Origin of the sequence: Antarctobacter aquimaris (assembly GCF_900184945.1) — a bacterium.
GTDB classification, from domain to species: Bacteria; Pseudomonadota; Alphaproteobacteria; order Rhodobacterales; family Rhodobacteraceae; genus Maliponia; species Maliponia aquimaris.
This window is the reverse complement of record NZ_FXYF01000004.1, coordinates 80,336-105,641: the sequence shown is the minus strand read 5'-3', so window position 1 is coordinate 105,641 and position 25,306 is coordinate 80,336. Positions and strand designations below refer to the sequence as shown.

The following is a 25,306-nucleotide window of genomic DNA, read 5'->3' as shown; positions in this document are numbered from 1 at the left end:
GAGAGATCATGGGATACCTGCATTTCCAACCCCAGAACGCGCACCGTGTGCGGGTGGACAGCCGCGACCTGCTGTTCCACATCCCCACCACGTCGCTGTTCGAGCTTGACGCGCTGGACGGCGAGGTCCTGACCCTCTTGGCCGAAAAGGGCCAGGTGGCCGAGGACGACATGCGCGCGCGGTTTGCCGGGCATGACCCGGTGGACCTGGCGCAGCGGCTGCGCGGGCTGATCGACCTCGACATCGTGACCGACGGCAGCCCGGCCAAGGCCGAGCGGCCCGACATCAGGATCGAGAACTTTCCCCTGTCCACGATCATCCTGAACGTGAACACCGGCTGCAACCTGGCCTGTTCCTACTGCTACAAGGAGGACCTGGATACCCCGTCCAAGGGCCGCAAGATGGCGCTGGACACGGCGGTGCAATCCATCGACCTGCTGCTGAAGGAAAGCCCGGACCGCGAGGCTTACAACATCGTGTTCTTCGGCGGCGAGCCGCTGTCCAATATCCGGCTGATCCGCGACGTGGTCGACCACGCCGAGCCGCGCTTTGCCGCGCTGGGCAAGGAGGTCAACTTTACCCTGACCACCAACGCCACGCTGCTGACCGAGGACCTTGTCGACTGGCTGGATGCGCATCGGTTCGGCCTGACGGTGTCGATGGACGGGCCCAAGGCGCTGCACGACCTCAACCGCAAGACCGTGGGCGGCAAGGGCAGCTATGACACGGTGGCGGCCAAGGCGCGGATGCTGCTGTCGCGCTACCGCTCGCGCCCGGTGGGGGCGCGGGTGACGCTGACGGCCGGGGTCACGGCGGTCGAGGAGATCTGGGACCACCTCAAGAACGACATCGGCTTTGCCGAGGTCGGGGTGTCGCCGGTCACCTCGGGCGACATGACCGCCTTCAACCTGTCGGGGGCCGAGCTACAGGAGGTCTTTGACGGCATGAAATCGCTGGGCCGCCGCTACCACGAAGAGGCGCGGGCCGGGCGCAACATCGGCTTTTCCAACATGCACCAGCTGATGCAGGACCTGTGGGAAGGCCGGTCCAAGGCGCTGCCCTGCGGCGCGGGCATCGGGATGCTGGCGGTCGATCATTCCGGCACCATCAATCTCTGCCACCGCTTCACCGGAACGGACCTCAAGTTCGGTGATGTGACGACCGGGATCGAAAAGCCCAAGCTGGCCGGGTTCCTCGAAAGCCGGCTGGACCGCACCGACAAGGGCTGCGCCACCTGCCGCATCCGCAACCTGTGCTCGGGCGGCTGCTACCACGAAAGCTATGCCCATTTCAGCGATCCGCTGATGCCCGCGTATCATTACTGCGACCTGATGCGGGACTGGGTGGACTTCGGCATCGAGGTCTACGGCGACCTGATCGCCACCAACCCGCAGTATTTCCACGATCACATCGCTCCGAGAAAGGCGAACCACAAATGAAACCGCTGAACCAGAAAGCCGCGCGGACGCTTCAGGCCGCGGCGGAGGACAAGATGGACGAGGTCCGCGCCATGCAGACCGTCACCGCGGGCTGCGCCACCACATTCGACCCGGGCTGGGAAGTGGACCCCTTTGGCGGGGTTGCCGCGCTGTGCCAGCCGATGGAGGCCGACCTTTACGGCTGTTCCGACCCCTGCTGGTGGCCCGCGCAGGTGCCCGACACCATGGTCACCTATCCCGACTGGAGCGCCGATGCCCCCAACGCCGCCGACGACTGGCGCGCGCTGGGCTCGGTCTTCCCCAAGGACTCGAACACTTGAGGGCATGATGAAACACGCAATGACGATTGCCGCGGCGCTGGCCGTGGCCTCACCGGCACTCGCAAAGGACCTGCTGGTGACCATCGCCAAGCCGGGCAACCTCTACGTCTTTGACGCGGGTGCGCGCGAACTGGTCAAGGACTGCCCGCTGGGCGACGGGCTGGAGATGAGCCCGGCGGTAATCCAGATGTCGCCGGACGGAACGGTGGCCTATGCGCTGGTCAACCGCTGGCAGGACGTGATCGGCATCAACATCGAGACCTGCGAGCGGGTGTTCTACGCGGCGCAGTCCGCCGGTGACGTCACGCGGCGTTCCATCGGGTCGCTGGCGGTGTCGCCGGACGGGTCCGAGGTCTACACGGTGCGCAACCCCACGCGTCACCTGGTGGACCGCTACGAGGTGATGGAGCCCGAGTTTGCCGTCTACGATGCGGCGGGCGGCACCGACGCGCAGCCGGTGCGGACCTATCCCGCGCCGCGCCGGTCCACCGTGATGCAGACCGGCGATGACGGCACGGTCTACATCGGCGGGCACGACATCTATGCCTTCGACCCCAGGAGCGGTGCGATCACCACCGCCATCGCCAATGCCAACTGGGACCGGCCGACCTATTCGCCGCCCGACGTGCTGGCCTTCTGGCCGATTGGACGGCAGAACGACGAGTTCCTGCTGATGTACACGGCGGCGGTGTTCACCGACGAGACGCAGACCGAGATGGCGGATTTCGTCTGGGGCTTTTCCTCGGTCGACCTCGAGACCGGCGCGACCGAGATCCAGGACTTTGCCTCGCTCGAGGTGCTGATGTTCACCGGCGTGCGCGACCCCAACGCACCGAACCTGCTGTACGGCGTCTATACCCAGCTCAGCAAGCATGACGTGGAAAAGCAGGAGCTGATCAAGCGCGTGGACATGCCGCACACCTACTACGTGATCCAGATCTCGTCGGACGGCAAGGAGCTGTATGTCGGCGGCACCAACGACGATATCGGTGTCTACGACGCCGAGACGCTGGAGCGCATCGGCGAGATGCTGGTGCCCTCGGGTGGCGACATGGGCACGGCGACGTTGCAGATCGTGCAGGTCGAGTGACGGCGAGTCCGGAGACGGAAAAGCGGGCGCGCCTTGGCCACTGGGCCGGGGCGCGTCTTTTTGACGAAAGGGCGGCGGGCTGGCTGCTGCCGGTGCTGCGGCCGCGCCTGCGGGTGCTGGGGCTGCTGCTGGGCCTTGGCCTCTTGGCGGCGCTGGCGGCGCTGGTGCCGCCCTACCTGACCAAGCTGGTCATTGACGAGGGGCTGATGGCGGGCGACCGGCAGGCGCTGGTGGTCTGGTCGCTGGCCCTGCTGGTGGTGGGCTTTGCCAGCCTCGGGCTGGGGTCGCTGAACGCGATCCTGCACATGCGGGCGTCGGTGGGGATGCTGGCCGACCTGCGCGCAGCGCTGACGGCGGCGGTGCTGGAGCGGTCGCCGGAGTGGCGGGCGCAAAGGCGCACGGGCGAGATCCTGGCCCGGATCGACGGTGACGCGGGCGAGGTGCAGCAGTTTGCCTTCAACGCTTTGCTCACGGGATCGTCGGGTGTGCTGCGGCTGATCGGCGGGGCGGTCATGCTGTTCGTGCTGAACTGGCAGCTGGCGCTGGTGGCGGTGGCGCTGGCGCCTTTCGAGCTGGCCTTCTTTGCCTGGGCGCGGCCAAGGACCGAACGGCTGGCGCGTGAGACCCGCGCCGAGCGCGGCGAATTTGCCGGGCAGATCGCCGAGATGGTGGCGGGGCTGGGCTCCATCCAGGCGGCCCGGGCGGAGGAACCGGTGGCGCAGGGGCTGGCGCGGCGGCAACGCAGCCTGAACGCCGTGCTGATGCGCGCGCAGCTGTGGGGCGAGGTGACGCGCGGCGTACCGACCGGGCTGGCGGCGCTGGTGCGCTCGGCCATCTTCCTCGTCGGCGGTCTGATGGTGATCGACGGGCAATGGCCGCTGGGGTCGCTGATCGCCTTCATTGCCTACCTGGGGTTCCTCGTCGGGCCGATGCAGTCGCTGATCGGGCTGTGGCACGCGCAGGCGCGGGTCAAGGCGGCGCTGGACCGGCTGAGCGGGATCATGGCGGAGGACGCGGCGCTGGCCTGGCCCTTGGCGCCTGTTGCCCTGCCGGACGGGCCGGGGGCGCTGCGGGTCGAGGGCGTGACGCTGGAGGCCGGCGGCAAGGTGATGGCGCGCGGCGTCACGCTGGAGATTCCGGGCGGTTCTAAAATGCGCTTGGAGGGGCCGAGCGGGGCGGGCAAATCCACCTTTCTCGCGCTGTTCCAGCGTCATGGCGACCCGGGGGCGGGGCGCATCCTGCTGGACGGCGTGGACCTGCGGCACCTGTCGCGCGCCGACCTGCGCGGCGCGGTGGCCTACGTGCCGCAGCGCCCCTTCGTCATGTTGGGCACGGTGGCCGAGAACCTCGCCTTGTCCGCCCCCGACACGCCGCCCGAGGCGATGCAGGCGGCGCTGGCGCTGGTCGGCCTGTCTGATCGGCTGGCCGAGCGCGGCGGGCTGGCGGCACGGCTGGGCGAGGACGGGCTGACGCTGTCCGGGGGCGAGCGGCAGAGGCTCTGCGTGGCGCGGGCGCTGTTGCGGCCGTTTCGGGTGCTGATCCTCGACGAGGCGCTGTCCGAGGTCGATCCGGGAACGGTGAGCCGGATCATGGAGGGCATCGACACGCGGCACAAAGGGGCGACGCGGATCGTCGTCACCCATGGCAACGAGGCGGCTTATGGCGGCTTTGACATGACGGTCGACCTGCGGGATTGGAGTGCAGCGTGAGGCTGGTGGCGCTGATCGACGGGCCTTTGCCAGCGGAGTTCGAGGGCTGCGTGGGGGTCATCGACCCCTTGTTGGAGGCCGTCACCGACAGCCCGGCCGGGCAGCACGCCAGCGCCGTGGCGCGGGCGATCCTGTCGGAGGCGCCTGGCGTGCGGCTGCTGAGCATCCCGGTGTTCAAGGCGCGGCTGGCGGCGCGGACCTCGGACCTTGTGACGGCGCTGGAGCGCGCGGGTGAGAGCGGCGCGCAGATCGTGCATTGCTCTTTGGGCCTGGCGCGCAACGATCCGGCGGTTGCGGCTGCGATCGCGGCGCTGGGAGATCGGATCGTCGTCGCCTCGGCCCCGGCGCGGGGCGATCCGGTCTGGCCCGCCGCCTTGCCCTCGGTCATCGGGGTGCAGGGGGATGCGCGCTGCGGCCAGGGGGAATGGTCCAGGCTGGACCTGCCTGCGGCGGATTTCGGGGCCTGTCCGGCGTCGCAGGGCATCGCCGGGGCCAGCATCGCCGCCGCGCATCTGACCGGGATCCTCGCGGCGCAGAGGGTCACGACGGACGCAGAGGCGCGTGCCTTTCTGAACGCGGGCGCGGCGCATGTGGGTCGCGAACGGCGCACGGGCGACGCATAGACGGCGCGCCCCGGTGGGACGCGCCGCCTGACCGATCTGTGACCGCGTTCAGCTGGTGTGATGCACCTCCTGAAGCGCGTAGACCGGCGTCGGGATGCCTTCCATCCGGGCCTTCAGCTGCAAGGCCAGGAACTGCGAGTAATGGCGCGACTGGTGCAGGTTGCCGCCATGCATCCACAGCGCCTCGACCTGCGTCGGCTTCCACATGTTGCGCTGTTCGCCCTCCCAGGGACCGGGGTCCTTGGTGGTGTTCGATCCCAGCCCCCAGACCTTGCCCAGCCGGTCGGCCGCCTCCTGGCCCATCAGGTCGGCCACCCAGCCGTTCATCGAGTTGTAGCCGGTGGCGTAGACGATCACGTCGGCATCGAGGTGCGTGCCGTCGTCCAGGTTGACGCCGGTTTCATCGACGCTGACGACCTGCCCGCGTTTCAGCTTGATCTGGCCGTCGATGATCAGCTGGCTGGCGCCGATGTCGATGTAATAGCCCGAACCACGGCGTAGGTACTTCATGAACAGCCCCGAGTCGTCATCGCCCCAGTCCAGCCAGAAGCCCGCCTTTTCAAGCCCTTCGTAGAACGCGGCGTCGCGCTTTTTCATCTCGGCGTAGGCCGGTATCTGGAATTCGTGCAGGATGGCGTAGGGCAGCGAGGCAAAGATCAGGTCGGCCTTCTCAGTCGTCACGCCGTTGTTGACCGCCTCCTCGGAGTAGAGCGCGCCCAGGCCGACGTCCATCAGCGTGTCGGACCGCACGATATGGGTCGAGGAGCGCTGCACCATGGTCACGTCGACGTCGTTTTCCCACAGCGCGGCGCAGATGTCGTGGGCCGAGTTGTTGGAGCCGATCACCACGGCCTTCTTGCCCTTGTACTTGTCCGGGCCGGGGTGCTGGCTGGAATGGTGCTGGTCGCCCTTGAACGTGTCCATGCCGGGGAAGTTCGGCATCCGCGGCTTGCCCGACATGCCGGTGGCCATGACCAGATGCTTGGGCTTCAGCACCACTTCCTTGCCGTCGCGGTCGACGACGACGGTCCATTCCTTGGTCTTCTCGTCGTAGCTGGCGGACTTGGCGGTGGTCCGGGTCCAGTAGTTCAGCTCCATCACCTTGGTGTACATTTCCAGCCAGTCGCCGATCTTGTCCTTGGGGCTGAAGATCGGCCAGTTCTCGGGGAACTTGATGTAGGGCAGGTGGTCGTACCAGACCGGGTCATGCAGGCAGAGCGACTTGTACCGATTGCGCCAGCTGTCGCCGGGGCGGTCGTTTTTCTCGACGATGATGGTGGGCACGCCCAGTTGCCGCAGCCGCGCGCCCAGCGCGATGCCGCCCTGGCCGCCGCCGATGATGACGACGTAGGGCTGTTTGGTGTAGCCGAGTTCCTTGGCTTCCTGTTCGCGCTCTTCCTTCCAGGTGGGGCGGTGCTTGTCGGCGCCGTGCTTGGCGCCCAGCGGGCGGGCAAAGCCCTTGGGTTCCTCGTGGCCCTTGAGTTCGACCATGGTGGTCAGCAGGGTCCAGATCTTGCCGTCGCGCAGGCGGACAAGGCCATAGCCACGCGCGACCCCGGTTTCGAAGGTGATCCAGGCGGTGGTGATGCCGCCGTCCTCTGTCGGTGTCTCGCCCTCGGCCAGCGCCCAGCCGGTGGGTTTGGTCGTGGCCAGCTGGTGTTTCAGCATGTCCTCGACCTGGTCCTTGCCCTCCATCGTCTTGAGGTTCCAGGTAAAGCTGACGAGGTCGCGCCAGTAGCAGTCATCGACGAACATCTCGCGCGCGCGGGCGATGTCGCCGGCTTCGAGCGCGGCGCCGAAGTCGTCCAGAACGGCCTGTGTCTGGTCAGAAAGCGTGGAATCGAGCATCTGGTCCTCCCGTGTTGGTCTTGAAGTCCTCAAGGCGGGAGGCTGACAGAGCGGGGCCCCGCGCGGCAACGGCTTTGCGCGCCTTTGGCCCGGAAATCCGCGTTGCCCGGGGCGGGCTGTTGCGCGCGCAACGGGGGCGCAACGGCGGGGCGTCAGGCGTGCGGGGTCAGCCCGGCCTTGCGGATGCGCCGCAGCACGGTCGAGCGGTTGACCCCCAGCCGCCGCGCCGCCTGCGCCATGTTCCAGCCGCAGGCGATCAGCACCGATTCAAGGTCTTCATCGTGGTCGTTGTCGGCGCGGGTGGCGTGGGGTGGCGCGGGCAGGTCGGGCAGGTCGATCACGCTGCCCTCGACCAGCGCCAGCGCCACGTCCAGCGCGCGCTCCAGTTCGCGGATGTTGCCGGGCCAGTGGCGCGATTTCAGCTCGGCCCGGGCGGCGGGGGACAGCCGCGTGTCGTCGGCCGAACGGCGGCGCAGCAGGCGGTCCAGCAGCCAGTCGAAATCGGCGCGGTGGCGCAGCGGCGGCAGCTCCAGCGTCGCGCCGACGAGGCGGTAGAACAGGTCGTGCCGCAGGGTGTCGGCGAGCGCGGCGGGGGCGATCCGGCACGAGGCGATCACCCGCAGGTCGCGCGAACGGTCCAGCAGCGCCAGCAGCGCATCCTGGGCTGTGGGCGACAGGTCCTCGACCCCGCGCAGGAACAGCGTGCCGGCCACGGCGTCGCGCAGCGTGTCGACGTCCCCCAGCCCGGCGCAGCGCACATCGTGAAAGGCGCGCCCCTGCGGGCCGCAGACGTGGATGGCGCGGGCCAGCTTTTCCTTGCCGGTGCCGGTTTCGCCGGTGATCAGCAGCGGCACCTGGGTGCGGGCCAGCCGCGCGGCCTGGTGCAGCAGGCGGCGCAGCGCCGCGTCGGGTCCGGCAAAGCTGCCCAGCGGGCCGGGCAGGTCCGGCGCGTGCCGCCTGAGGGCGGCGGCGCTGCGGGCCGATTGCGGCGCGATGGCGTGGCCGAACAGCCCGCGCCCGTCCTTGTGCCGCAACACGCGGTCCTCGGTCGGGCGGCCGCGCATCAGCTCGGGCAGGTCGTCCACGGTCAGCTCCAGCCAGTCGTCGATGCGGGTGCCGATCAGCCGGCCGGTGCCGTCCGGGTCCAGCGCGCGGCGCGCCCCGCTGGTCATGCCGATGATGCGTCCCGCCCCGTCCAGCGCCACGGCGGCCTCGGGGTCGACCTCCAGGAACTCGGGGCTGGTGGAGACCCGCAGCACCCAGTCGCGCCGCGTCATCGCCATCAGGTTCGCCATCTCGACCCTTCGGGCCGAGGAGGTGACCAGGCTCATCGCCAGGTTCTGCGAGGATTTGGGCGAGGGTGAACGCAGCAAGGAGATATCGAGCACCGCCGACAGCTCGCCCTTGGTGTCAAAGATCGGCGCGGCGGTGCAGGACAGCGGCGTATGCGCCAGGCCAAAGTGATCGGACTGGTGGATGGTCACCGCCTCGCCGGTCACGATGCAGGAGCCTACGCCGCAGGTGCCGGCGAGGTCCTCGGTCCAGTCGGAGCCAAGGTAGAGCCCGGCGGCGCGCAGCTCGTCCTCGAACTTCGGATCGCCGAAGAAATCGACGCAGACGCCGTGGGCATCGGCCAGCAGCAGCACGTAGTTGTGCCCGGCCACCTGCCGGAACAGCGATTGCAGGCCCGACCGCGCGGTGGCGATCAGCCGTTCGGACTGTTCGCGGTGCTCACGCAGCTCGGCGGCGGTGACGATGTGGGCGGGGTCGGGGCGCGTCGGGTCCATGCCGTAGGTTTCGACACAGCGCCGCCAGCTGGCACTCACCAGCGCGTCGCGCCCGGTCTCCTGTCCGCGCAGGACGCGGTCGATCTCCAACACGTGCTCCCTGTCGCGCATCGCCGTCCTCCCCTCCGGTTGTGCCGGTGAACGGTACCATAGCCTGCGGGCGGACCGGAGTCCGACAAAGATCGGTGACTGTGCTAGACTGCGCACGATTGGACCGTGAAGGCATTGATCGGGGGACACGATGACCACGCATTTCGACCTTGGCCGGCATTCCCGGCCCGTCACGACATCGTCAGAGGCCGCGCAGGCGGCGTTCGACCGGGGGCTTGTCTGGCTTTACGGTTACAACCACGAGGCTGCCGCGAAAGCCTTTGACGAGGCGATCGCCGCCGATCCGGGCTGCGGCGCGGCGCACTGGGGTCTCGCCTATGCCATCGGGCCCAACTACAACCGGTCATGGGAGTTCTTTGACGCAGAGGAACGGCAATCGGCGCTGGACCGCGCCCATGCCGCCATCGCCGCCGCGCAGGCGCTGAAAGACTCGCTGACCGAGGTCGAGACCGACCTGGTAGAGGCGCTGGCCGAGCGGTATCCGGACGATCCGGGGATCGAGGATTTCGGCCCCTGGAACGACGCCTTTGCCGAGTCGATGCGCCGGGTCTACGCCGCCCATCCCGACGATCTGGACGTGATCACCGTCTTTGCCGAGGCGCTGATGAACCGCACGCCCTGGCTGCTGTGGGACCTCAAGGCCGGCGGCCCGCGCGAGGGCGCCTCGACCCTCGAGGCGCAGGCGGCGCTGGAGCGCGCCTTTGCCGAACTGCCCGGCGCCTGGGACCATCCGGGCCTCTTGCACATGTACATCCACCTGATGGAGATGTCGCCGACGCCGGAAAAGGCGCTGCGCCATGGCGACCGGCTGACCGACCTGGTGCCCGACAGCGGGCACCTCGTGCACATGGCGACGCATATCGATGTGCTCTGCGGCGACTACCAGGCCGTGGTGGCGCGCAACCACGCCGCCGCCGAGATCGACCGCAAGTACGAGGCGGTGGCCGGGGCGCAGAACTTCTACACCGTGTACCGCATCCACAACGTGCATTTCGAAGCCTACGGCGCGATGTTCCTGGGTCAGCCCGAGGTGGCGCTGGCCGCCGCCGCGCGGCTGACCGAGATGATGCCAGAGGAGGTGGTACGCTTCATGCCGGAACTGTTCGAAAGTTTCTACGGCAAGAAGATCCACGTCATGGTGCGGTTCGGGATGTGGGAGCAGATCCTGGCCGAGCCGTTCCCCGGCGACCCGGAGCTGTACCGCTATACCTATCCGGCGATGTACCAGGCGCGCGCCATCGCGCTGGCCAACCTGGGCCGTCACGAGGAGGCGATGGCGGAGCGGGAAAAGGCGGTGGCGGCGCGCAAGGCGGTGCCGGACGACTGGTTCGTGTTCAACAATCCCGCTGCCGACGTGCTGCTGGTGGGCGAGGCGATGATGGACGGCGAGGTCGCCTTCAAGAGCGGGCGGGTGGAGGAGGGGCTGGACCACCTGCGCCGGTCGGTCCAGCTGGACGATGACCTGCTGTATGACGAACCCTGGGGCTGGATGCAGCCGACGCGGCACGCGCTGGGCGCGCTGCTGATGGACGCGCAGAACTTCGACGAGGCGGAGGCGGTGTATCGCGCCGACCTGGGTCTGGATGACACGCTGTCCCGCCCCTGCCAGCATCCGCGCAACGTCTGGAGCCTGCACGGGCTGCACGAATGCCTGGTGCGGCGCGGCGAGCTGGTCGAGGCGCGGCACATCCGGCTGCAACTGGACCAGACCACGGCGCGGGCGACGGTGCCGGTTCGGGCCTCGTGCTATTGCCGCGGCAAGGTACGGGCGGCGTAGGGGCTCTCAGTCGATGATGCGGACCTGCACGGCGGCGGCGGCGGCAGGGGCGGAGTCGCGCAGGGTCATGCGCAGGGCCGACAGGTCACGCGCATCCAGCGCCTTGCCGTCAAAGCGGTCCAGCGCCTGCATCAGCGTGCCCGGCAGGCGCGGGTAGACCAGGCAGCCCACCAGCGTGTCCGACGGCGGCCCCATCGCCGGCCAGTGGACCTGGTTGCCGTCTGCCAGCAGCGGCAGGTCGTCGGGCAGGGTCAGCGGCAGATTGGCGCGCAGGCGGGTGGCGGGGGCATAGGGGCTGGGCAGCATGACGTAGAAGAGCCCGCTGTCGTCCAGCGACAGGCAGAGCAACTCGCCGCCAATGTCCGAGGTCAGGCTGAGGCGGATCAGGCTGTCGCGGCAGTCGGTCATCAGGCGCCGCGCGTCGCTGGTGCGGCAGATCGGGTAGGCGCCGTCGCGGCCGCCCCCCGCCACCATGCGCAGGGTGCCCTTGCCCATCGCTGACAGCGCCGAGGTGAAACTTGACAGGCTGTCGTCGCGCGGCAGGGCGGCGGGGTCCAGCAGTTCGCGCAGTTGCGGCGGCAGTTGCAGCGTCGACAGGTCGAGCGTGCGCGCCGCGTGCAGAACGCCGTCCTGCGTCAGCCGCAGAACCAGCTGAAAGCGGTCGCGGTCGATCAGCCGGACCGTGCCGGTCAGGGCAAAGCCGGCCTCCGGCGGATCGCCCCGGTGGACCTGGGCGGGCGCCGCATCGCGCAGCATCGCGGTGATCGAGTTGGCACTGTCGAGCCAGGCCTCGACCACCATTTCGGCCAGCGCCCGCCCGGCGGCGGTCTCCAGCCCTGTCACCTCGTTCGCGAAGCGGCCCACGGTGATATCTTCGCGCGCGGCGGGCAGCGTGTCCTGGAACTGGCGCACGGCATCGGCGATGGCGGCGCGCGGGTCGCCAGCGGCGGGCAGGGCGAGGCCGGTCAGCGGGATGTCCGGCGTCTTGACGATGACCTGCCCGTCCTCCAGCGCGACCAGCGTCAGGCGCAGCGTGACCGCGCCGCCCGACAGGCCGGTTTCGCCGACCAGGACGAACTCGGCCGCCTGCCGGACGGTCGCGTCAAAGGTCTTGCGCCAGGCCTCAGGGCCTTGCCTGTCGCGGATCAGCGCCAGCGAGGCCTGCAATTCCGAACTGCCGGCCAGGATGCGCGGGCGGTCGGGCCAGTCGGCGCACATGGCCTGGGCCGCGCGGCTCATGATCGCCTCGACCTCGGCCACCGGCAGGGGGGTGTCGGCGGCGGCGGGCGGGGCCAGAACGATGCGGCTGCCGGCCGGGATCGCGGCGCGCGCGGCGCTGCACAGCTCGGCCCCAAGCTGCGTCTCGGCCTGCGCCGGGGCCTCGTGCGGCAGCCAGGGCAGCAGCACCAGCAGTCCAAGGCCCAGCAGGCGGCGCGCCCGTCCCATGGCCTACTCGCCCCGCGTGAATTCGGCCAGCACGGAGTCCTCGCTGCCGGGCATCAGGCTGGGGCTTTGCACCAGATCGCGCATCGCCAGCGACTTGTCGACATAGTCGCGCAGCTCGCTGAGGTGGATCAACCCGTCGCCATCGTGGTCGGCGGCGCCCTTCAACCCTTCGAGCACGAACCACGAGAAGGCGCCGTGTTCCTTGTCGTCCAGCCAGTGGGCGAATTGCGGCGTGCGGAAATCGGTGGCGGTCAGGACCGAGACCTTGGCCCTTTCCTGCGGCGGTGCGATGGCGACGCCGAAGGCGCCCGAGACATTGGGCACCAGGCTGCCCTGCGTCGACAGGCCCGAGAAACAGGCGTCCATCATCAGGATCACGCGTTTGACCGGCAGGTCCTCCAGCTGGCGGATCAGCAGGTCCAGCGGGTAGGCGCCAAAGCCGGGCTGCGCGGCGGGCACGTCGACCGGCAGCAGGTAGCCGATGGGCAGGCCCTCGGCGCGGAACACCGGGACGCCGTGACCGGAATAGTAGACGACGATTTCGTCGACAAAGCGCGCGCGGCGGGCCAGCCGGCCTTCGGGCAGGTCCTCGGTGCCGAACAGGCGGTTCATGCCGATCGAGGTCAGGTCCAGCTCGACGATGACGTTTTCCGGCGGCACGCCCAGCGTGGTCTCGAAATAGCGGGCGATGGCCTCGGCGTCATTGCGGGCATAGGACACGGGCGGCGCCTCGGCATAGGTGCGGTTGCCGATCACCACCACCAGCATGTCGGGCCGGGACACCGGGCGCGGTGGCGGCGCGGCGGGTTTGGCCGGGGCGGGCCTGGGCGGTGGCGTGGCCACGGCGACCCGTGGCGCGTCCTGTGGCGCGCCCTGTGGCCAGTAGGCTTCGGGCACCGGCCAGATCATCGCCGTGCCGTCCCAGCTGCCGGTCAGCAGCCGCCGGCCGTCCGGCGCAAAGGCGACCGCGTCGATCGAGGCGGTGTGCCCGGTGAACGACCGGATCTCCTCACCCGTCGCGGTGTTCCACAGCCAGGCGGTGTTGTTCCATTCGCCGGTCAGCACCAGCGCGCCGTCCGGGCTGAAGGCGACGGCGCGGATCGCGGCATCATGACCGGGAAAGCGGCGCAGCTCGCGCCCGGTGTCCACGTCCCAGAGGCGGGCGGTCTTGTCCCAGCTGCCGGTCAGCACCTGTTTGCCGTCGGGCGCATAGGCAACGGCGAGGATCAGCGCCTCGTGCCCTGCGAAGCTTTTCAGCGCAGCACCACTGGCCACGTCCCAGAGCCGCGCCGTGCGGTCCGTGCTGCCGGTCAGCAGGCGGGTGCCATCGGGGCTGAGGGCGATGTCGGTGACGGCGTCGGTGTGGCCTTCGAACACGCGCAGTTGCGCGCCGCTGCGCAGGTCCCACAGGCGGGCGGTGCCGTCGTTGCCGCCGGTGACGGCCTGCCGCCCGTTCGGGCTGAAGGCGACGGAGGTAAAGCGCTGGCCTTCGCGTTCGACGGTCAGCACTTCGTCGCCGGTGGCGAGATCCCAGAGCCGCAGCGCGCCGTCCGCGCCGACGGTGACCGCGCGGGTGCCGTCCGGGCTGAAGGCGACACCGCTGACCCGGTGCAGGTGCGCATCCAGGATCAGCAGGCTGCGCGCGCTCGACAGCTCCCACAGCTCGGCGGTCCAGTCGGCGCTGCCGGTCAGAACATGCAGGCCGTCCGGGCTGAACTCGGCATCCTCGAGCGCGCCCTTGTGGCCCGACAGCACGACCGGCGCGTCCTCGGCCCGGCCGGGGCCGGTCAGGGCGCCGACCATGACGGCCAGCGCCAGTGAAGCCAGAAGCAGCGAGCGTTTCATCGCGAAGCCTTTCCGGTGGGGGGAGGGCGGCGGGGTCGCCGCCTGGCCCCGGTTACCAGGTGATCGTCACCTTGCCGTCCTTGTCGGTGGTGATGGTGCCGGGCAGGGGCGCCTCGGGCGCGGCGGCGGGCGGGGCTGCGGCGGCGGGCGGTGTCGCCGGGCCGACCTCGGGGGCGACCGGCGCATTGGATTCCACCGGCAGCATCAGCACCACCTCGACCCGGCGGTTGATCGCGGCGTTGGGGGTGGCGGGGGTCTTGAGCCGGCTTTCGCCCCAGCCCACCGCCAGCAGGCGGTACGGCTCGATCGGGAAATTGTTGATCAGGAAGCGCACCACCGCCTCGGCGCGGCGTTCCGACAGCCACTGGTTGTGCCCCGCATCGCCCGTCGCATCGGTGTGCCCGGCGATCAGATAGCGGTGCGGGCGCAGCTGCTGCGAGGACAGCGCATGGCCCAGCGCCGTCAGGTCCTGCTGCGCACGCCAGGTCAGCTCGGAACTGTCGAAGGCGAAATACACCTCCAGATCGACCCGGTGATAAGGGACGATCCAGATGCGCTTGCCATGCACCTCGACGGATTCGGGGGCGGGGGCCGCGCTTTCCTGCTGGGTTTCCACCGGGGCCAGCTGGCGGATCAGCGCGTCGACGTCAGCGGCCTGGTCAGCGAACGCCGGCAGCGCGAGCAGCGCAAGGCCAAGCGCAAGACCCAGCTTGCGGAAGGGGCTGCGGAGGGATCGGGTCATGGGACGGCTCCTTTTCAAGGGACGGTCGCGGGGTCAATTGCCGCGCAGAAGATCGTTGACGCCGCCGACCGAAAGGCCGGGGCGCGGGGTCGTGGCCTCGGGGGCGCTGCGTTCGACCGGCATCGGGCCGGCCGCCGGGACGGTGCGCGCCTGGCCGGTGATCTCGCGCAGCAGGTCGGAGGCCTGGAGGATCGCGGAGATCCGCGTGCTCTTGTTGAAGCTGGTGTCGTCGTTGGGCGTCATGCCGCCGGAATGGTGCAGCGCGACGGGATGCAGCGCGCGGTCGAACAGGATCGACCCGGAACTGCCCGGCTGGGTGTCGCAGCGGTGGCGCAGGATCGGGCTGCCGTCCTGGTCACGCGTGGCAAAGCAGCGAAAGCGGGTCATGACCTGCGGTTTGCCCAGCGGGTGATGGATGACCATCAGCGAGTCGCCGGGGTCGACCTCCACATCCTCGATCATCAGGGGCAGGATGTCGGCGGGCAGGTCGGTCATGCGCACCAGGCTGAAGTCCAGCACCTTGTGCCAGTCCTGCGGTGCCAAGGAGAGGGTGTAGCGGTGCGTGCCGGTGTCGCCCTGGGTCAGGTAGCCGGTCAGGATCGACGCGGCAAGCAGCTGGCTGTCGCCGTCCTGCGGAATGCAGTGGTGGTTGGTCAGCACCCAGCCGCCGGGCAGGATCGCGCCGGTGCAGGTGACAAGGCCGCGGCTGCCGTCGGGGTTTCTTTGCAGCAGGTCCAGCCGGCCGATGGCGCCGGCGATGCGGCGGATCGGGTCGTCCTGCGGCAGTTCGCGGATCGGCTCGAACGCGCCGTCCTGGGCGGCGATGTAGGCGCTGGCGTTGCCGGTGCTTTCGCGCAGGACAAGATCGACATGCCCGTATTCCGCAGGGTCGAATGTGGCGACCTGTGCCAGGGCCGTGCCGGACAGCGCCAGGGTCAGCGCGGTGGCAAGGCGGATGAGGGGCAAGCGGGGCATCGGGGAATCCGTCCTGGTTGGAAGCGGTTCGGAGGAGGACGCGCGCCGGGACGGGGCGCGCGTCCTTGGGCCGGGCTCAGCGGTTGCCCATGAGCCCGACCTTGCGGATCTCGAAGCGGTTGCCCGCCATCGAGATCTGCGCCTGCACGCCCATCGCCTCGGTCATCAGGCGCAGGTTGCGGTTCAGCCGGGCCACGTCCGAGCAGGTTTCGTACCAGTAGTCGGCCGTGGTCATGGTCACGCGCACGGGGCGGTGGTGGTCATAGCCCTTGAAGCCGGCGAGGTAGCCTTCGATCAGGGTCATTTCCTGCGGCTGGAACCCGGCGAAGGCCAGCGTGTAGGCGGTGGTCAGGCCGGTGCAGCCGGAGGGCGCCATCGGCACCATGGGCTGCGGCTGGACCGGGGTCATGCCGACGACGGGCTGCTGCGGTGCGGGCTGCGGGCTGGCCGGGGACAGCACGTCCAGCTTCATCGCCAGCGCCGAGCCGACCGCCGAGGCGATGGTCTGCGCTTCCTTGCCGACATGCTCCAGCACGCAGTCGCGCCCGCAGTTGCGCGGCAGCGAGGCGACCGGCAGCTCGTTGGCACCGGGGCCGAAGGCGACCTCGAAGTTGCCCAGGTTCTGCATGGTCTGCGCGTGCAGCATCCGGCCGGTGACGCGGATGCGCAGGTCGACCACGTCGGGGATGTAGGGATTTTGATCGGCCGAGGCGTAGATCTGGATCGGCAGGATCACGTCGATCGGCACGTTGGGCACCCGCTGCGCCAGGGCGATCAGCTCGGCATCGCTGCGGCGGACCCGGTTCGGGTCGGTGAAGCCCATGATGAGGCCGGTCTGGTCATAGACGCGAAAGCCCTGGGTCTGCATCTCGGTGATGATGGCGCGCAGCACCCGTTCGAACACGCGCGAGTTGCCGGGCACGGTGTCGAGGTCGAAGTCCTCGGGCACGGGCAGGATGTTGGGCTGGTCTCCGGCCTGTGCCGGAGCCGGGGCGACCGTCAGCGCCAGAACCAGCGCGAGGGTCGTGAAGACGGCCGTCAGGCCCTTGAAGAGAGGTTTCATGGAGGTCTCCTTTGGGAATGGGTTCGGAACGGGCCCCGGACCGGCTGTCGGCCCGGGGCCGGTGGGTCAGTTCACGACGATCATGCGGCCGTCGGGCTGGACGATGACGCGTCCGCTGGCCGGCAGCATGGGATCGCAGTCGACCCCCGGCTCCGGCGTGAAGTCGTCGAGATCCAGCGTCATGCCGTCCTGGCCGACCACGCCCGCGGGGCAGGGCGGCAGCGCCGGGACGTAGTAGGATCCGGCCTGCGGCGGCAGCATGGGTTGCGGCTGCGGCATGGGCGGCGGGGTCACGTCGCTGGTCTGCGGCAGTGGCGTGGGTTGCGGCGCCGGCATCGGCAGCGGTTGCGGCACGATGGGCTGGATGGCGTCGATCAGGGTGATCTCCACGCGCCGATTCTCGGCAGCGTAGGGGTCCAGCGGGTTGCGCGGATACCGCTCGCCCCAGCCAACCACTTCCAGCCGCCAGGACGGGATCATGTGGTAGCGCATGAGGTAGCGTTTCACCGCCCACGCACGGCGGTAGGACAGGTCGACGTTGTAGTCGTCCGGCCCGCGCGCGTCGGTGTGCCCGGCGATCAGGTAGCGGTAGTTGGCCAGGTCCGGCGCCGCCAGTGCCTGGCCGATCAGCGACAGGTGGTCCCGCGCCTGGGGCGTCAGGAAGGCGCTGTCATGCGCAAAGTAGATCGTCAGGTCCAGGCTGTAGCGATAGTCCAGCACGATCGGCCGGCGATCGATGATGACGGTTGTCGGCCTTCCCACGATCACCGGCGGCAGGAACACGTTCGGCAGGCGATGCGTGATGACCGGCGGCGGCGCGGTTGTTCCGGCGGTCGGGGCCAGCGACTTGATGATCGCGGTCACGTCGTCGGCACGGCTGCCCGCGTCGAAGGTCAGCGTTTCGGCGGTGGTCTGCGCCATGGCCGGGGAAAACGCCCCCAGGACCAGGGCGAACAGGATGGCGAGGTGTCTTCGGACTGTCTGCATGTCGTCTCTCCCACGGCATTGCATGCTTCACGCCTGAACTGAGGAAATCGGCTACTCGTTGACCTCATTGGGGCGTTGTTGATGGCTTGAGCATCCTCCATGCGGCGGGGCTTCACCTTGAGGCAGATCAAGACATATAACATGCATGGAATACGTATTTTTTTGGAATGTGTTCCGGGGTTGAAATCGCCATGTCCAGGACATGCGCCAGCCGGGACGATCCAACCTGAATCGCCGATAAGCTGTTTGATTACCGTGGTTTGAGCGGGTCGCGGGGTAGGGTTTAACTGCCATGGCCGGTCACGGCACCGATGGCGATCCCGGCTTCGGCGCGCATCTTTCGCGGTGCGTCAGAAATCTTTTTTTCGCGCGCCCGGTCGGTGCGACAGCGGCGGACATTCGGCGACTCCGACCGTGTGAGGGCCGGAGTCGCGGAGGCTTGTGCGACTCGGTCCTGCCGCTAGGCCCCGGCGATCCGGGGGCCGTCGTACGCCCTTGGTGCGGGCAAGGGGCCGGGCGCGGGTTCGACCGAGACAAGGCAGGAGTGCGCCGAAGGTCCCTGCGCCAGCCGCGAGGTGCCTCGGTCCAGCGTCACCGCGTTGGGATTGCCCACCCGGCAGGTGCCGTCCTGGGGATCGAACCAGGCGCCGGTGGCGACCTGGATCACGCCGCGCCGCACGTCCGTCGACAGGCGCAGCCCGCCCAGGAAGGCGCCGCGCTCGTTGAAGACGCGCAGCATCTGGCCTTCGGTCAGGCCGCGCTCGGCGGCGTCCTCGGGGTGCATCGTCACCGGTTCGCGCCCGGCGATGCGGTCATTCCGGCTGACCGAGCCGTGATCCAGCTGGCTGTGCAGCTTGGTCCGCGGCTGGTTGGAAATCATGTGCAGCTGGCCCGGCCGGGCCGCTCCCAGCCATTCCTGCGGTTCGGTCCAGGCGGCGTGGCCGGGATAGTCGTCGTAGGCAAAGCTGGCGACGGTCTCGGAAAACAGCTCGATCCGGCCCGAGGGCGTGGTCAGCGGATGCGCCTGCGGATCCGCGCGAAAGCCGCTGAGCAGGACCTGCTCCTGCGCGGGGCCGGGGATCGTGAACCAGCCGTCGCGCTGGAACTGGTCCCAGCCCGGCATCTCGATGCCCTTTTCGGCGGCCTGCTGGCGCGAGACGTCGTAGAGGTGGCGCATCCACTCCTCGGGGGTGCGGCCTTCGGTGAACTGCTGCTCGAACCCCAGCGCCCCGGCGATGCCGCGGAAAATGTCATGGTCGCTGCGCGCCTCGCCGACGGGCGGAATGACCGGGTCCATGACCACCTGCACCGGGTCGCGCGGGTTCAGCGCGATGTCGGCGCGCTCCAGCGTGGTGGTGCAGGGCAGCACGATGTCGGCATGCCGCGCCATCGCCGTCCAGCACCAGTCGTTGACGACGATGGTCTCGGCCTTGGCCAATGCCTTGCGGAAGCGGTTGAGATCCTGGTGGTGGTGGAACGGATTGCCGCCCGCCCACCAGATCATGCGGATATCGGGGAAGGTCCGTCGCTGGCCGTTGTAGTCGTAGATGCCGCCGGGGTTTTCCAGCATCTCGGTGATGCGGGCGACGGGGATGAAATCATCGACCGGGTTGCGGCCCTGCGGGACGGAGGCAAAGCGCGGGTAGTGCAGCGAGGCGCCGATGAAGTTCTCGGCCGAGTAGCCAAAGCCGATGCCGGTGCCGGGTTGTCCGATCTGCCCCAGCATCGCGGCCAGCGAGATCGCCGCCCAATAACACATCTCGCCGTGGTCCTGCCGGGTCAGCGACCAGGAGACTGAGATCATCGTGCGGCTGCGCGCCATGCGGCGGGCAAGGTTTCGGATGGTGTCGGCGGGCAGGTCGCAGATCGGCGCGGCCCAGTCGGCGGATTTGGGCGTGCCGTCGCTGTCGCCCGTCAGGTAGGCGGCGAAACGGTCAAAGCCGGTGCAGTAGCGGCTGAGGAAGGCGGGGTCGTGCAGCCCCTCGGCCAGCAGAGTGTGGCAGAGCGCCAGCATCAGCGCGGTGTCGGTCGAGGGGCGCGGCGCGATCCAGTGCGCGTCCAACTCCTCCAGCAGGTCCGAACGCAGCGGCGAGACGTTGACGAACCCGACCCCGGCGGCGTGGGCCTCGCGGAGCGCGCCGCGCTGGATGTGCCGCCCGGTGCCGCCCTGGCTGATCTGGCCGTTCTTGACCGGCACGCCGCCGAAGGCGACGAACAGCTCTGCGTGCTCGATGATCGAGCCCCAGGTCGTGGTGTCCTTGACCAGCATGTCGAAGCCGCCGATCACGTGGGGTGTGACGACCTCGGCCGCCGCATGACTGTAGGTGTCGACCGACCGCACGTAGCCGCCGGCGAGGTTCAGGAAGCGTTTCAGCTGTCCCTGCGCGTGGTGAAAGCGCCCGGCGCTGGCCCAGCCATAAGATCCGGCATAGAGCGCGCCGTTGCCAAAGGTCTGGCGGATGCGGGTGATCTCATCGGCGACGATTTTGTTCATCTGGTCCCAGGTGACGGGGACATACTCATCCTCGCCGCGCTTATGGGTGTCGCCGCCGGGGCCGTGTTCCAGCCAGCCGCGCCGCACCATGGGGCGGGTGATGCGGGTGGGCCCCTCCAGCACGCTGACGATGCCATGCCCGATGGGCGAGGGGTCCGGGTCCGGCGCAAAGTCGCGCAGGGCGGTGACCTTGCCGTTTTCCACGTCGACCCAGTAGGTGCCCCAGTGGGCGCTGGTCAGCAGGTCGCGGTGTCTCTCTCCCATGGGGGCCTCGTTCGGAAGGGGCTGCGCCGAAAGATGTATCAGGCTTTGGCCTGTCCGCGCCAGAGGGGGCGTCAGACCCCGCGGAAATCGGCACGCTGCTGTGAGCGCAGGGCAGGCGCGATCGGCTGGGATATGTCGGCCACCAGCAGCGCCTCGCCGCGCGTCGCACTGACCAAGGGGCGCGCATCGGGACCGGCGATCAGCGAATGGCCGCCAAAGGTGATGTCGCCCTCCGGCCCGCTGAAATTGGCATAGACGATGGTCAGGTCCATTTCGGCGGCGCGGGCGGGGACAAAGACGGTCGAGACATGCTCGAACCCCTCGGGGTTGGCGGTGGGGACGAGGATCAGCTTGACGCCGCGCTCGGCCAGGGCGCGGACGTGGGGCGGAAACTCGATGTCGTAGCAGATCAGCAGGGCGGTGGGGATACCGTGAAGATCGAAGGTGCAGTAGCTGTCGCCAAAGGCAAAGCTGGCCTGTTCCATCGGGCCGAACAGCTGGATCTTGCGGTAATGGCCCAGCACCGCGCCGTCCGCGCCAAAGGCGGTGGCGGCGTTGTAGACCGTGTCGCCGTCGCGTTCGGCCCAGCCCAGGGTGATGCCGCAGCCGGTGTCGCGGGCGATCCGCGCCACTCTTTGGCACCACTCCCCGCCCAAAGGCTGCGACAGGGTGGCGTGCAGGTCGGGCTGGTTGTAGCCGGGCAGCAGAAGCTCGGGAAAGACGATCATGCGCGCGCCGGACAGCGCCGCCGCGCGGGTCTGGGTCTCGAGGCGGGCAAAACCCGCCTCGATGTCGCCGCCGAGGGGCGGCCCCTGGTGAAGGGCGACTTTCATCACTTTTTCAGGTTGGTCCAGATCGCGTCGTAGAGGACCTGTACCTCTTGCGGGCAGGCCTCGACAAAGACGCCCTTGACCCCCTCGGGCGGGTTGCTTTCGGGCGAATTGGCGATTTCCGGCAGCAGGAAGGGCGCGACCCCCTTTACGCCCGAGGAATAGGCGGCGTAGTTGGTCACGGCGGCCGCGTTCTCCGGCTCCAGCAGGAAGTTCATGAACTTCAGCGCGTTGTCGCGGTTGGGCGCGTCCTTGAGCAGGACGACGTTGTCCATCCAGACGATCATGCCCTCCTTGGGAAAGACGTATTGCACCGGCGCCCCTTCGGCGCGGGCCTTGGCGGAAAACCCGGACCAGATCATGCCGACCGCCGCGTCACCGGACACCAGCACGTCCTTGGCCACGTCCGACCCGAACGAGGCCCAGTCCGGCTTGGCCGCCTGCACCAGGTCGTTGAGCGCCTTCAGCTGTTCGCGGTCCGAGGAACATTGCGGGATGCCGGCGTAGAGCGAGGCCAGCGTCAGCGTCTCGCCCGCGGTGTCCAGCACGTTGATCTTGCCCTTCAGCTCGGCCGGCGGGTCGAACACCAGCGACAGGCTGTCGAGCGGGCCGGAATAGACCTGCGTGTTGACCGAGATCGAGGTCGAGCCCCACTGGTAGGGGATCGAGGATTTGCGGCCGGGGTCAAAGGCCACGTCCAGCCATTGGTCCTGAATGTTGCCGAAGTTGGGGATCTCGGACGGCTCGAAGGTGTCCAGCATCCCTTCGTCGGCCATGATCTTGACCATGTAGTCGCCCGGCACGGCCACGTCGTAGCTGCCCAGCTTGCCCGCCTTCAGCGAGGCCAGCAGCGCCTCGTTGCTGTCGTAGGTGTCCATGACCACCTCGACGTCGTACTCGGCGGCGAATTTGTCCAGCAGTTCCTGCGGCATGTATTCGAACCAGTGGTAGACCAGCAGCTTGCCTTCGGCCTGCGCGGCGCTGGCCAGTGCCAGGGCGAGGGCGGTGGTTGTCAGGATCGTCTTCATGTCAGTTGCTCCCTTGTTGGTTACCGTTTCGTCTGCCCCGCCCGCCCGATGAACCAGGAGAGCGTGACAAAGACCACCGAGACGCCCAGCAGCAGCGTCGAGATGGCCATGATGTTGGGCTTGATGCCCTGTTTGACCGATCCGAAAATCGCCGTGGGCAGGGTTTCGATCCCCGCCCCCTTGACGAAGTTCGTGATCAGGAAATCGTCGAGCGAGATGATGAAGGCCAAGAGGAACCCCGACAATATGCCGGGGATCATCAGCGGCAGCAGCACCAGGCGGAATGCCTCCCACGGGGTGGCGTAGAGGTCCATCGCGGCCTGTTCATAGGTGTCGGGGATGCTCTGCATCCGCGCCGAGATCGGCAGGTAGGCAAAGGGGATGCAGAACACGACATGGGCGATGAAGATGGTCAGGAGCCCGGTCTTGAACCCGATGGTGATGAAGAAGATCAGCGAGGCGACGGCGGTCACGATCTCGGGCACCATCAGCGGCAGGTTGATCAGCGCCAGGCTGGCCGTCTTGCCGCGAAACCGCCCGGCCCGATTCATCGCCACGGCGGCGGCGGTGGCGATGGTGGTGGCGCAGGTGGCAGCACCCAGCGCGATGACGAATGAGTTGGTCGCGGCGGCGCGGAACTTGGGCGCATCCGGGCCGGTGAAGACGTCGACGTACCATTTCAGCGAAAAGCCGCCCCAACGGGTGATCGAGGTGGATTCGTTGAAGCTGTAGACCGCGACGATGACCAAGGGCGCATAGAGCACGAAAAGGCAGAGCGCGGTGATCGGCGCAAAGCCGGTGAAACGGCGCAGGTCGGTCTTGCCTGCCATCACCGGTCCCCCCGTGTCTGGGCGCGGGCGTGGATCAGCAGCACGCCCATGACGATGGTCAACAGGATCATCGCCGCCGCGGCACCAAACGGCCAGTTGCCCGCCGCGCCCTTGAACTGTTCCTCGATCAGCGAGCCGATCATGAAGGTCTTGGCCCCGCCCAGCAGGTCGGGTGCGAGGAAGGCACCCAGCGAAGGGACAAAGACCAGGATGCAGCCCGCCACGATCCCCGGCTTGACCACCGGCAGGATGACCAGCCGCAGGGTCGTCCAGCTGTCGGAATAGAGGTCGGCCGCCGCCTCGGACAGGGAGAAGTCATAGCGTTCGACGGCGGCGTAGATCGGCAGCACCATGAAGGGCAGGTAGGAATAGAACAGGCCCAGCTGCACGGCAAAGTTGGTGTTCACCAGCGACAGCGGCTCTCCGATCACGCCGGTCCAGAGCAGGAATTCGTTCAGCGGGCCGTTGTCGCGGATCAGGAACTTCATCGACACGGTGCGGATCAGCAGGTTGACCCAGTAGGGGATGGTGATCAGGAACAGCCAGACGGCGCGGCTGCGGGCGGGCCGCGTGGCGATGAACCAGGCGGTGGGAAAGCCGATCAGCAGGCACAGCACGGTGGCCAGCGCCGCCTGCCAGATCGAGCGCCAGAAGATGCCGATGTAGGTCCATTCGATGGTGGGCGGTTCATCGCCAAAGAGGCCCCGGTCGAAAAAGAACTGGTCATAGGCGGCCAGCGTGAATTCCCAGATGACGCCGCCGCGAAACTCCTTGGTCAGAAAGGAATAGGTGGCCATCAGCAGCACCGGCAGCACCATGAAGATGCCGATGAAAACCCAGGCCGGCAGCATCAGGCGCGGGCCGTTGCCGCGGTAGATCTCGGAGCGGGAGGCGCCCTGCGGCGCGGCGCCCGCCATCAGTCGGCCAGCAGGCGGGCCGCGCCCGCCTCCACCCTCAGCCCGACCTGGGCGCCGGGCGCGGGGATGCTGGCCGCGTCGGCGTTCTGGATGCGCACCACCATGGGTTCGCCATCGGTCAGGCGGGTGTGCAGCTGGATATCGGTGCCGAGGTAGACATGATGTTCGACTGTCGCCTGCACGCTGCCTTCGCCGGGTGCGGTGGGGGTGATGCGTTCGGGGCGGATCGACAGGTGGCCGTGCCCCCTGGCGGCGCGGTCGGCGGCAGGGCAGGTCAATGTGGCACCGCCGGGCAGGATCACCTCGGCCATGCCGCCTGTGACGCGCGTCACCGCGACATCGATCAGGTTCGTCTCGCCGATGAAGTCGGCGACAAAACGGTTGAGCGGGGCCTCGTAGATCTCGCGCGGGGTGCCGATCTGCTGAACATGGCCGGACGACATCACGGCGATGCGGTCGGACATGGTCAGCGCCTCTTCCTGGTCATGGGTGACAAAGACAAAGGCGATGCCGGTTTCGCGCTGGATCTGCTTGAGCTCCACCCGCACCGCCTGCCGCAGCTTGAGGTCCAGCGCCGACAGCGGTTCGTCCAGCAGCAGCACCTGCGGGTTCGGGGCCAGCGCGCGGGCCAGCGCCACGCGCTGCTGCTGGCCGCCGGACAGCTGGGCCGGGCGGCGTTCGGCGAACTCCGACAGGCGGACCAGGTCCAGCACCTCGCGCGCGCGGGCCTCGGCCTGCTGGGGTGTCGACCGTCGGCGCAACAGGCCAAAGCTGACGTTTTCCAGCACGGTCATGTGCGGGAACAGGGCGTATTGCTGGAACACCGTGTTGACGGGCCGCTTGTGCGGCGGCAGCGGCGCGATGTCGGCACCGTGCAGGCGAATGGAGCCCTGCGTCACGTCCTCGAACCCGGCGATGCAGCGCAGCAGCGTGGTCTTGCCGCAGCCGGACGGCCCCAGCAGGGTAAAGAATTCGCCGTCGCGCACGTCCATCGACACGCCATGCAGCGCGGTCACTGCGCCGTAGCGTTTCACGACGCGGTCGATATCGACGGCAACGCCTTGTGCGGTCATCGTTTCCCCTTGTACCATACCCCCGGATACCTGAGTATCACGCTAAGTTGGCCGGATCGGGGGGTATATACCCCCAAGGGGGTATCATGCGGGCCTTCCCCAATTCCG

At 68.5% G+C, this 25,306-nt stretch carries 20 protein-coding genes; 6 read left to right on the top strand and 14 right to left on the bottom strand.

The genetic code is table 11. From position 1 onward, the window contains the following. Positions 1–8: 8 nt before the first annotated feature. From peaB to MAA8898_RS08365, 5 genes are read left to right on the top strand one after another with little or no spacing between them, the layout of a single operon-like run. Entirely contained in the window at positions 9–1,439 is a 1,431-nt protein-coding gene (peaB, locus tag MAA8898_RS08385; RefSeq protein WP_094020550.1) for a quinohemoprotein amine dehydrogenase maturation protein, read from the top strand. Beyond that, positions 1,436–1,759, top strand: coding sequence for a quinohemoprotein amine dehydrogenase subunit gamma (gene qhpC / locus MAA8898_RS08380; RefSeq protein ID WP_094020549.1), 324 nt, complete (start codon positions 1,436–1,438; stop codon positions 1,757–1,759). Before peaB ends, qhpC begins: the two co-directional genes overlap by 4 nt. A 7-nt stretch (positions 1,760–1,766) precedes the next feature. Beyond that, positions 1,767–2,849, top strand: coding sequence for a quinohemoprotein amine dehydrogenase subunit beta (gene peaD / locus MAA8898_RS08375; protein WP_094020868.1), 1,083 nt, complete (start codon positions 1,767–1,769; stop codon positions 2,847–2,849). Continuing rightward, positions 2,846–4,558, top strand: a complete 1,713-nt coding sequence (locus MAA8898_RS08370; RefSeq protein WP_094020548.1) for an ABC transporter ATP-binding protein — start codon at positions 2,846–2,848, stop codon at positions 4,556–4,558. The genes peaD and MAA8898_RS08370 overlap by 4 nt, the downstream gene beginning before the upstream one ends. Next, entirely contained in the window at positions 4,555–5,181 is a 627-nt protein-coding gene (locus MAA8898_RS08365; RefSeq protein WP_094020547.1) for a S8/S53 family peptidase, read from the top strand. The genes MAA8898_RS08370 and MAA8898_RS08365 overlap by 4 nt, the downstream gene beginning before the upstream one ends. 48 nt (positions 5,182–5,229) lie before the next feature. On the opposite strand, the gene MAA8898_RS08360 is transcribed toward MAA8898_RS08365, so the two are convergent. Continuing rightward, complete coding sequence (locus MAA8898_RS08360; protein WP_094020546.1) at positions 5,230–7,029, bottom strand: NAD(P)/FAD-dependent oxidoreductase; 1,800 nt, start codon at positions 7,027–7,029, stop codon at positions 5,230–5,232. Positions 7,030–7,181: 152 nt separating this feature from the next. Next, positions 7,182–8,927 (bottom strand): sigma-54-dependent Fis family transcriptional regulator, encoded by a 1,746-nt coding sequence (locus MAA8898_RS08355; protein ID WP_094020545.1) that lies wholly within the window; start codon positions 8,925–8,927, stop codon positions 7,182–7,184. 130 nt (positions 8,928–9,057) lie between these two features. Between MAA8898_RS08355 and MAA8898_RS08350 the strand changes: the two genes are divergently transcribed. Next, positions 9,058–10,704 carry a tetratricopeptide repeat protein gene (locus MAA8898_RS08350; RefSeq protein WP_094020544.1) on the top strand — a complete coding sequence of 549 codons (1,647 nt, stop codon included), beginning with the start codon at positions 9,058–9,060 and terminating at the stop codon, positions 10,702–10,704. A 6-nt stretch (positions 10,705–10,710) separates the two neighbouring features. Here MAA8898_RS08350 and MAA8898_RS08345 read toward each other — a convergent pair whose 3' ends face one another. The 12 genes from MAA8898_RS08345 to MAA8898_RS08290 form a co-directional block, all read right to left on the bottom strand. Next, the gene (locus tag MAA8898_RS08345) at positions 10,711–12,150 is read right to left on the bottom strand and encodes a hypothetical protein (RefSeq protein ID WP_094020543.1); all 1,440 of its coding nucleotides are present in this window, start codon (positions 12,148–12,150) and stop codon (positions 10,711–10,713) included. A gap of 3 nt (positions 12,151–12,153) precedes the next feature. Further along, positions 12,154–13,995, bottom strand: a complete 1,842-nt coding sequence (locus MAA8898_RS08340) for a caspase family protein (RefSeq protein WP_094020542.1) — start codon at positions 13,993–13,995, stop codon at positions 12,154–12,156. Between the two features lie 52 nt (positions 13,996–14,047). After that, positions 14,048–14,737 carry an OmpA family protein gene (locus MAA8898_RS08335; RefSeq protein WP_094020541.1) on the bottom strand — a complete coding sequence of 230 codons (690 nt, stop codon included), beginning with the start codon at positions 14,735–14,737 and terminating at the stop codon, positions 14,048–14,050. Positions 14,738–14,770: 33 nt separating this feature from the next. Beyond that, positions 14,771–15,712 carry a trypsin-like serine peptidase gene (locus MAA8898_RS08330; protein ID WP_094020540.1) on the bottom strand — a complete coding sequence of 314 codons (942 nt, stop codon included), beginning with the start codon at positions 15,710–15,712 and terminating at the stop codon, positions 14,771–14,773. A 76-nt stretch (positions 15,713–15,788) separates the two neighbouring features. Then, positions 15,789–16,775 (bottom strand): hypothetical protein, encoded by a 987-nt coding sequence (locus MAA8898_RS08325; RefSeq protein ID WP_094020539.1) that lies wholly within the window; start codon positions 16,773–16,775, stop codon positions 15,789–15,791. 66 nt (positions 16,776–16,841) lie between these two features. Continuing rightward, positions 16,842–17,762, bottom strand: a complete 921-nt coding sequence (locus MAA8898_RS26560) for an OmpA family protein (protein WP_217900494.1) — start codon at positions 17,760–17,762, stop codon at positions 16,842–16,844. A gap of 460 nt (positions 17,763–18,222) precedes the next feature. After that, a complete protein-coding gene (locus MAA8898_RS08315; protein WP_094020537.1) occupies positions 18,223–20,520 on the bottom strand; it encodes a molybdopterin guanine dinucleotide-containing S/N-oxide reductase in 2,298 nt (765 codons plus the stop codon). Between the two features lie 71 nt (positions 20,521–20,591). Then, positions 20,592–21,353 (bottom strand): carbon-nitrogen hydrolase family protein, encoded by a 762-nt coding sequence (locus MAA8898_RS08310; protein ID WP_094020536.1) that lies wholly within the window; start codon positions 21,351–21,353, stop codon positions 20,592–20,594. Beyond that, positions 21,353–22,378 (bottom strand): extracellular solute-binding protein, encoded by a 1,026-nt coding sequence (locus tag MAA8898_RS08305; protein ID WP_094020535.1) that lies wholly within the window; start codon positions 22,376–22,378, stop codon positions 21,353–21,355. The genes MAA8898_RS08310 and MAA8898_RS08305 overlap by 1 nt, the downstream gene beginning before the upstream one ends. A 20-nt stretch (positions 22,379–22,398) precedes the next feature. Further along, a complete protein-coding gene (locus MAA8898_RS08300; RefSeq protein WP_094020534.1) occupies positions 22,399–23,208 on the bottom strand; it encodes an ABC transporter permease in 810 nt (269 codons plus the stop codon). Continuing rightward, complete coding sequence (locus MAA8898_RS08295; protein WP_094020533.1) at positions 23,208–24,125, bottom strand: ABC transporter permease; 918 nt, start codon at positions 24,123–24,125, stop codon at positions 23,208–23,210. Before MAA8898_RS08295 ends, MAA8898_RS08300 begins: the two co-directional genes overlap by 1 nt. Then, on the bottom strand, positions 24,125–25,198 hold the full coding sequence (locus MAA8898_RS08290) for an ABC transporter ATP-binding protein (protein WP_094020532.1): 1,074 nt from the start codon (positions 25,196–25,198) through the stop codon (positions 24,125–24,127). Before MAA8898_RS08290 ends, MAA8898_RS08295 begins: the two co-directional genes overlap by 1 nt. Positions 25,199–25,306: the final 108 nt, after the last annotated feature.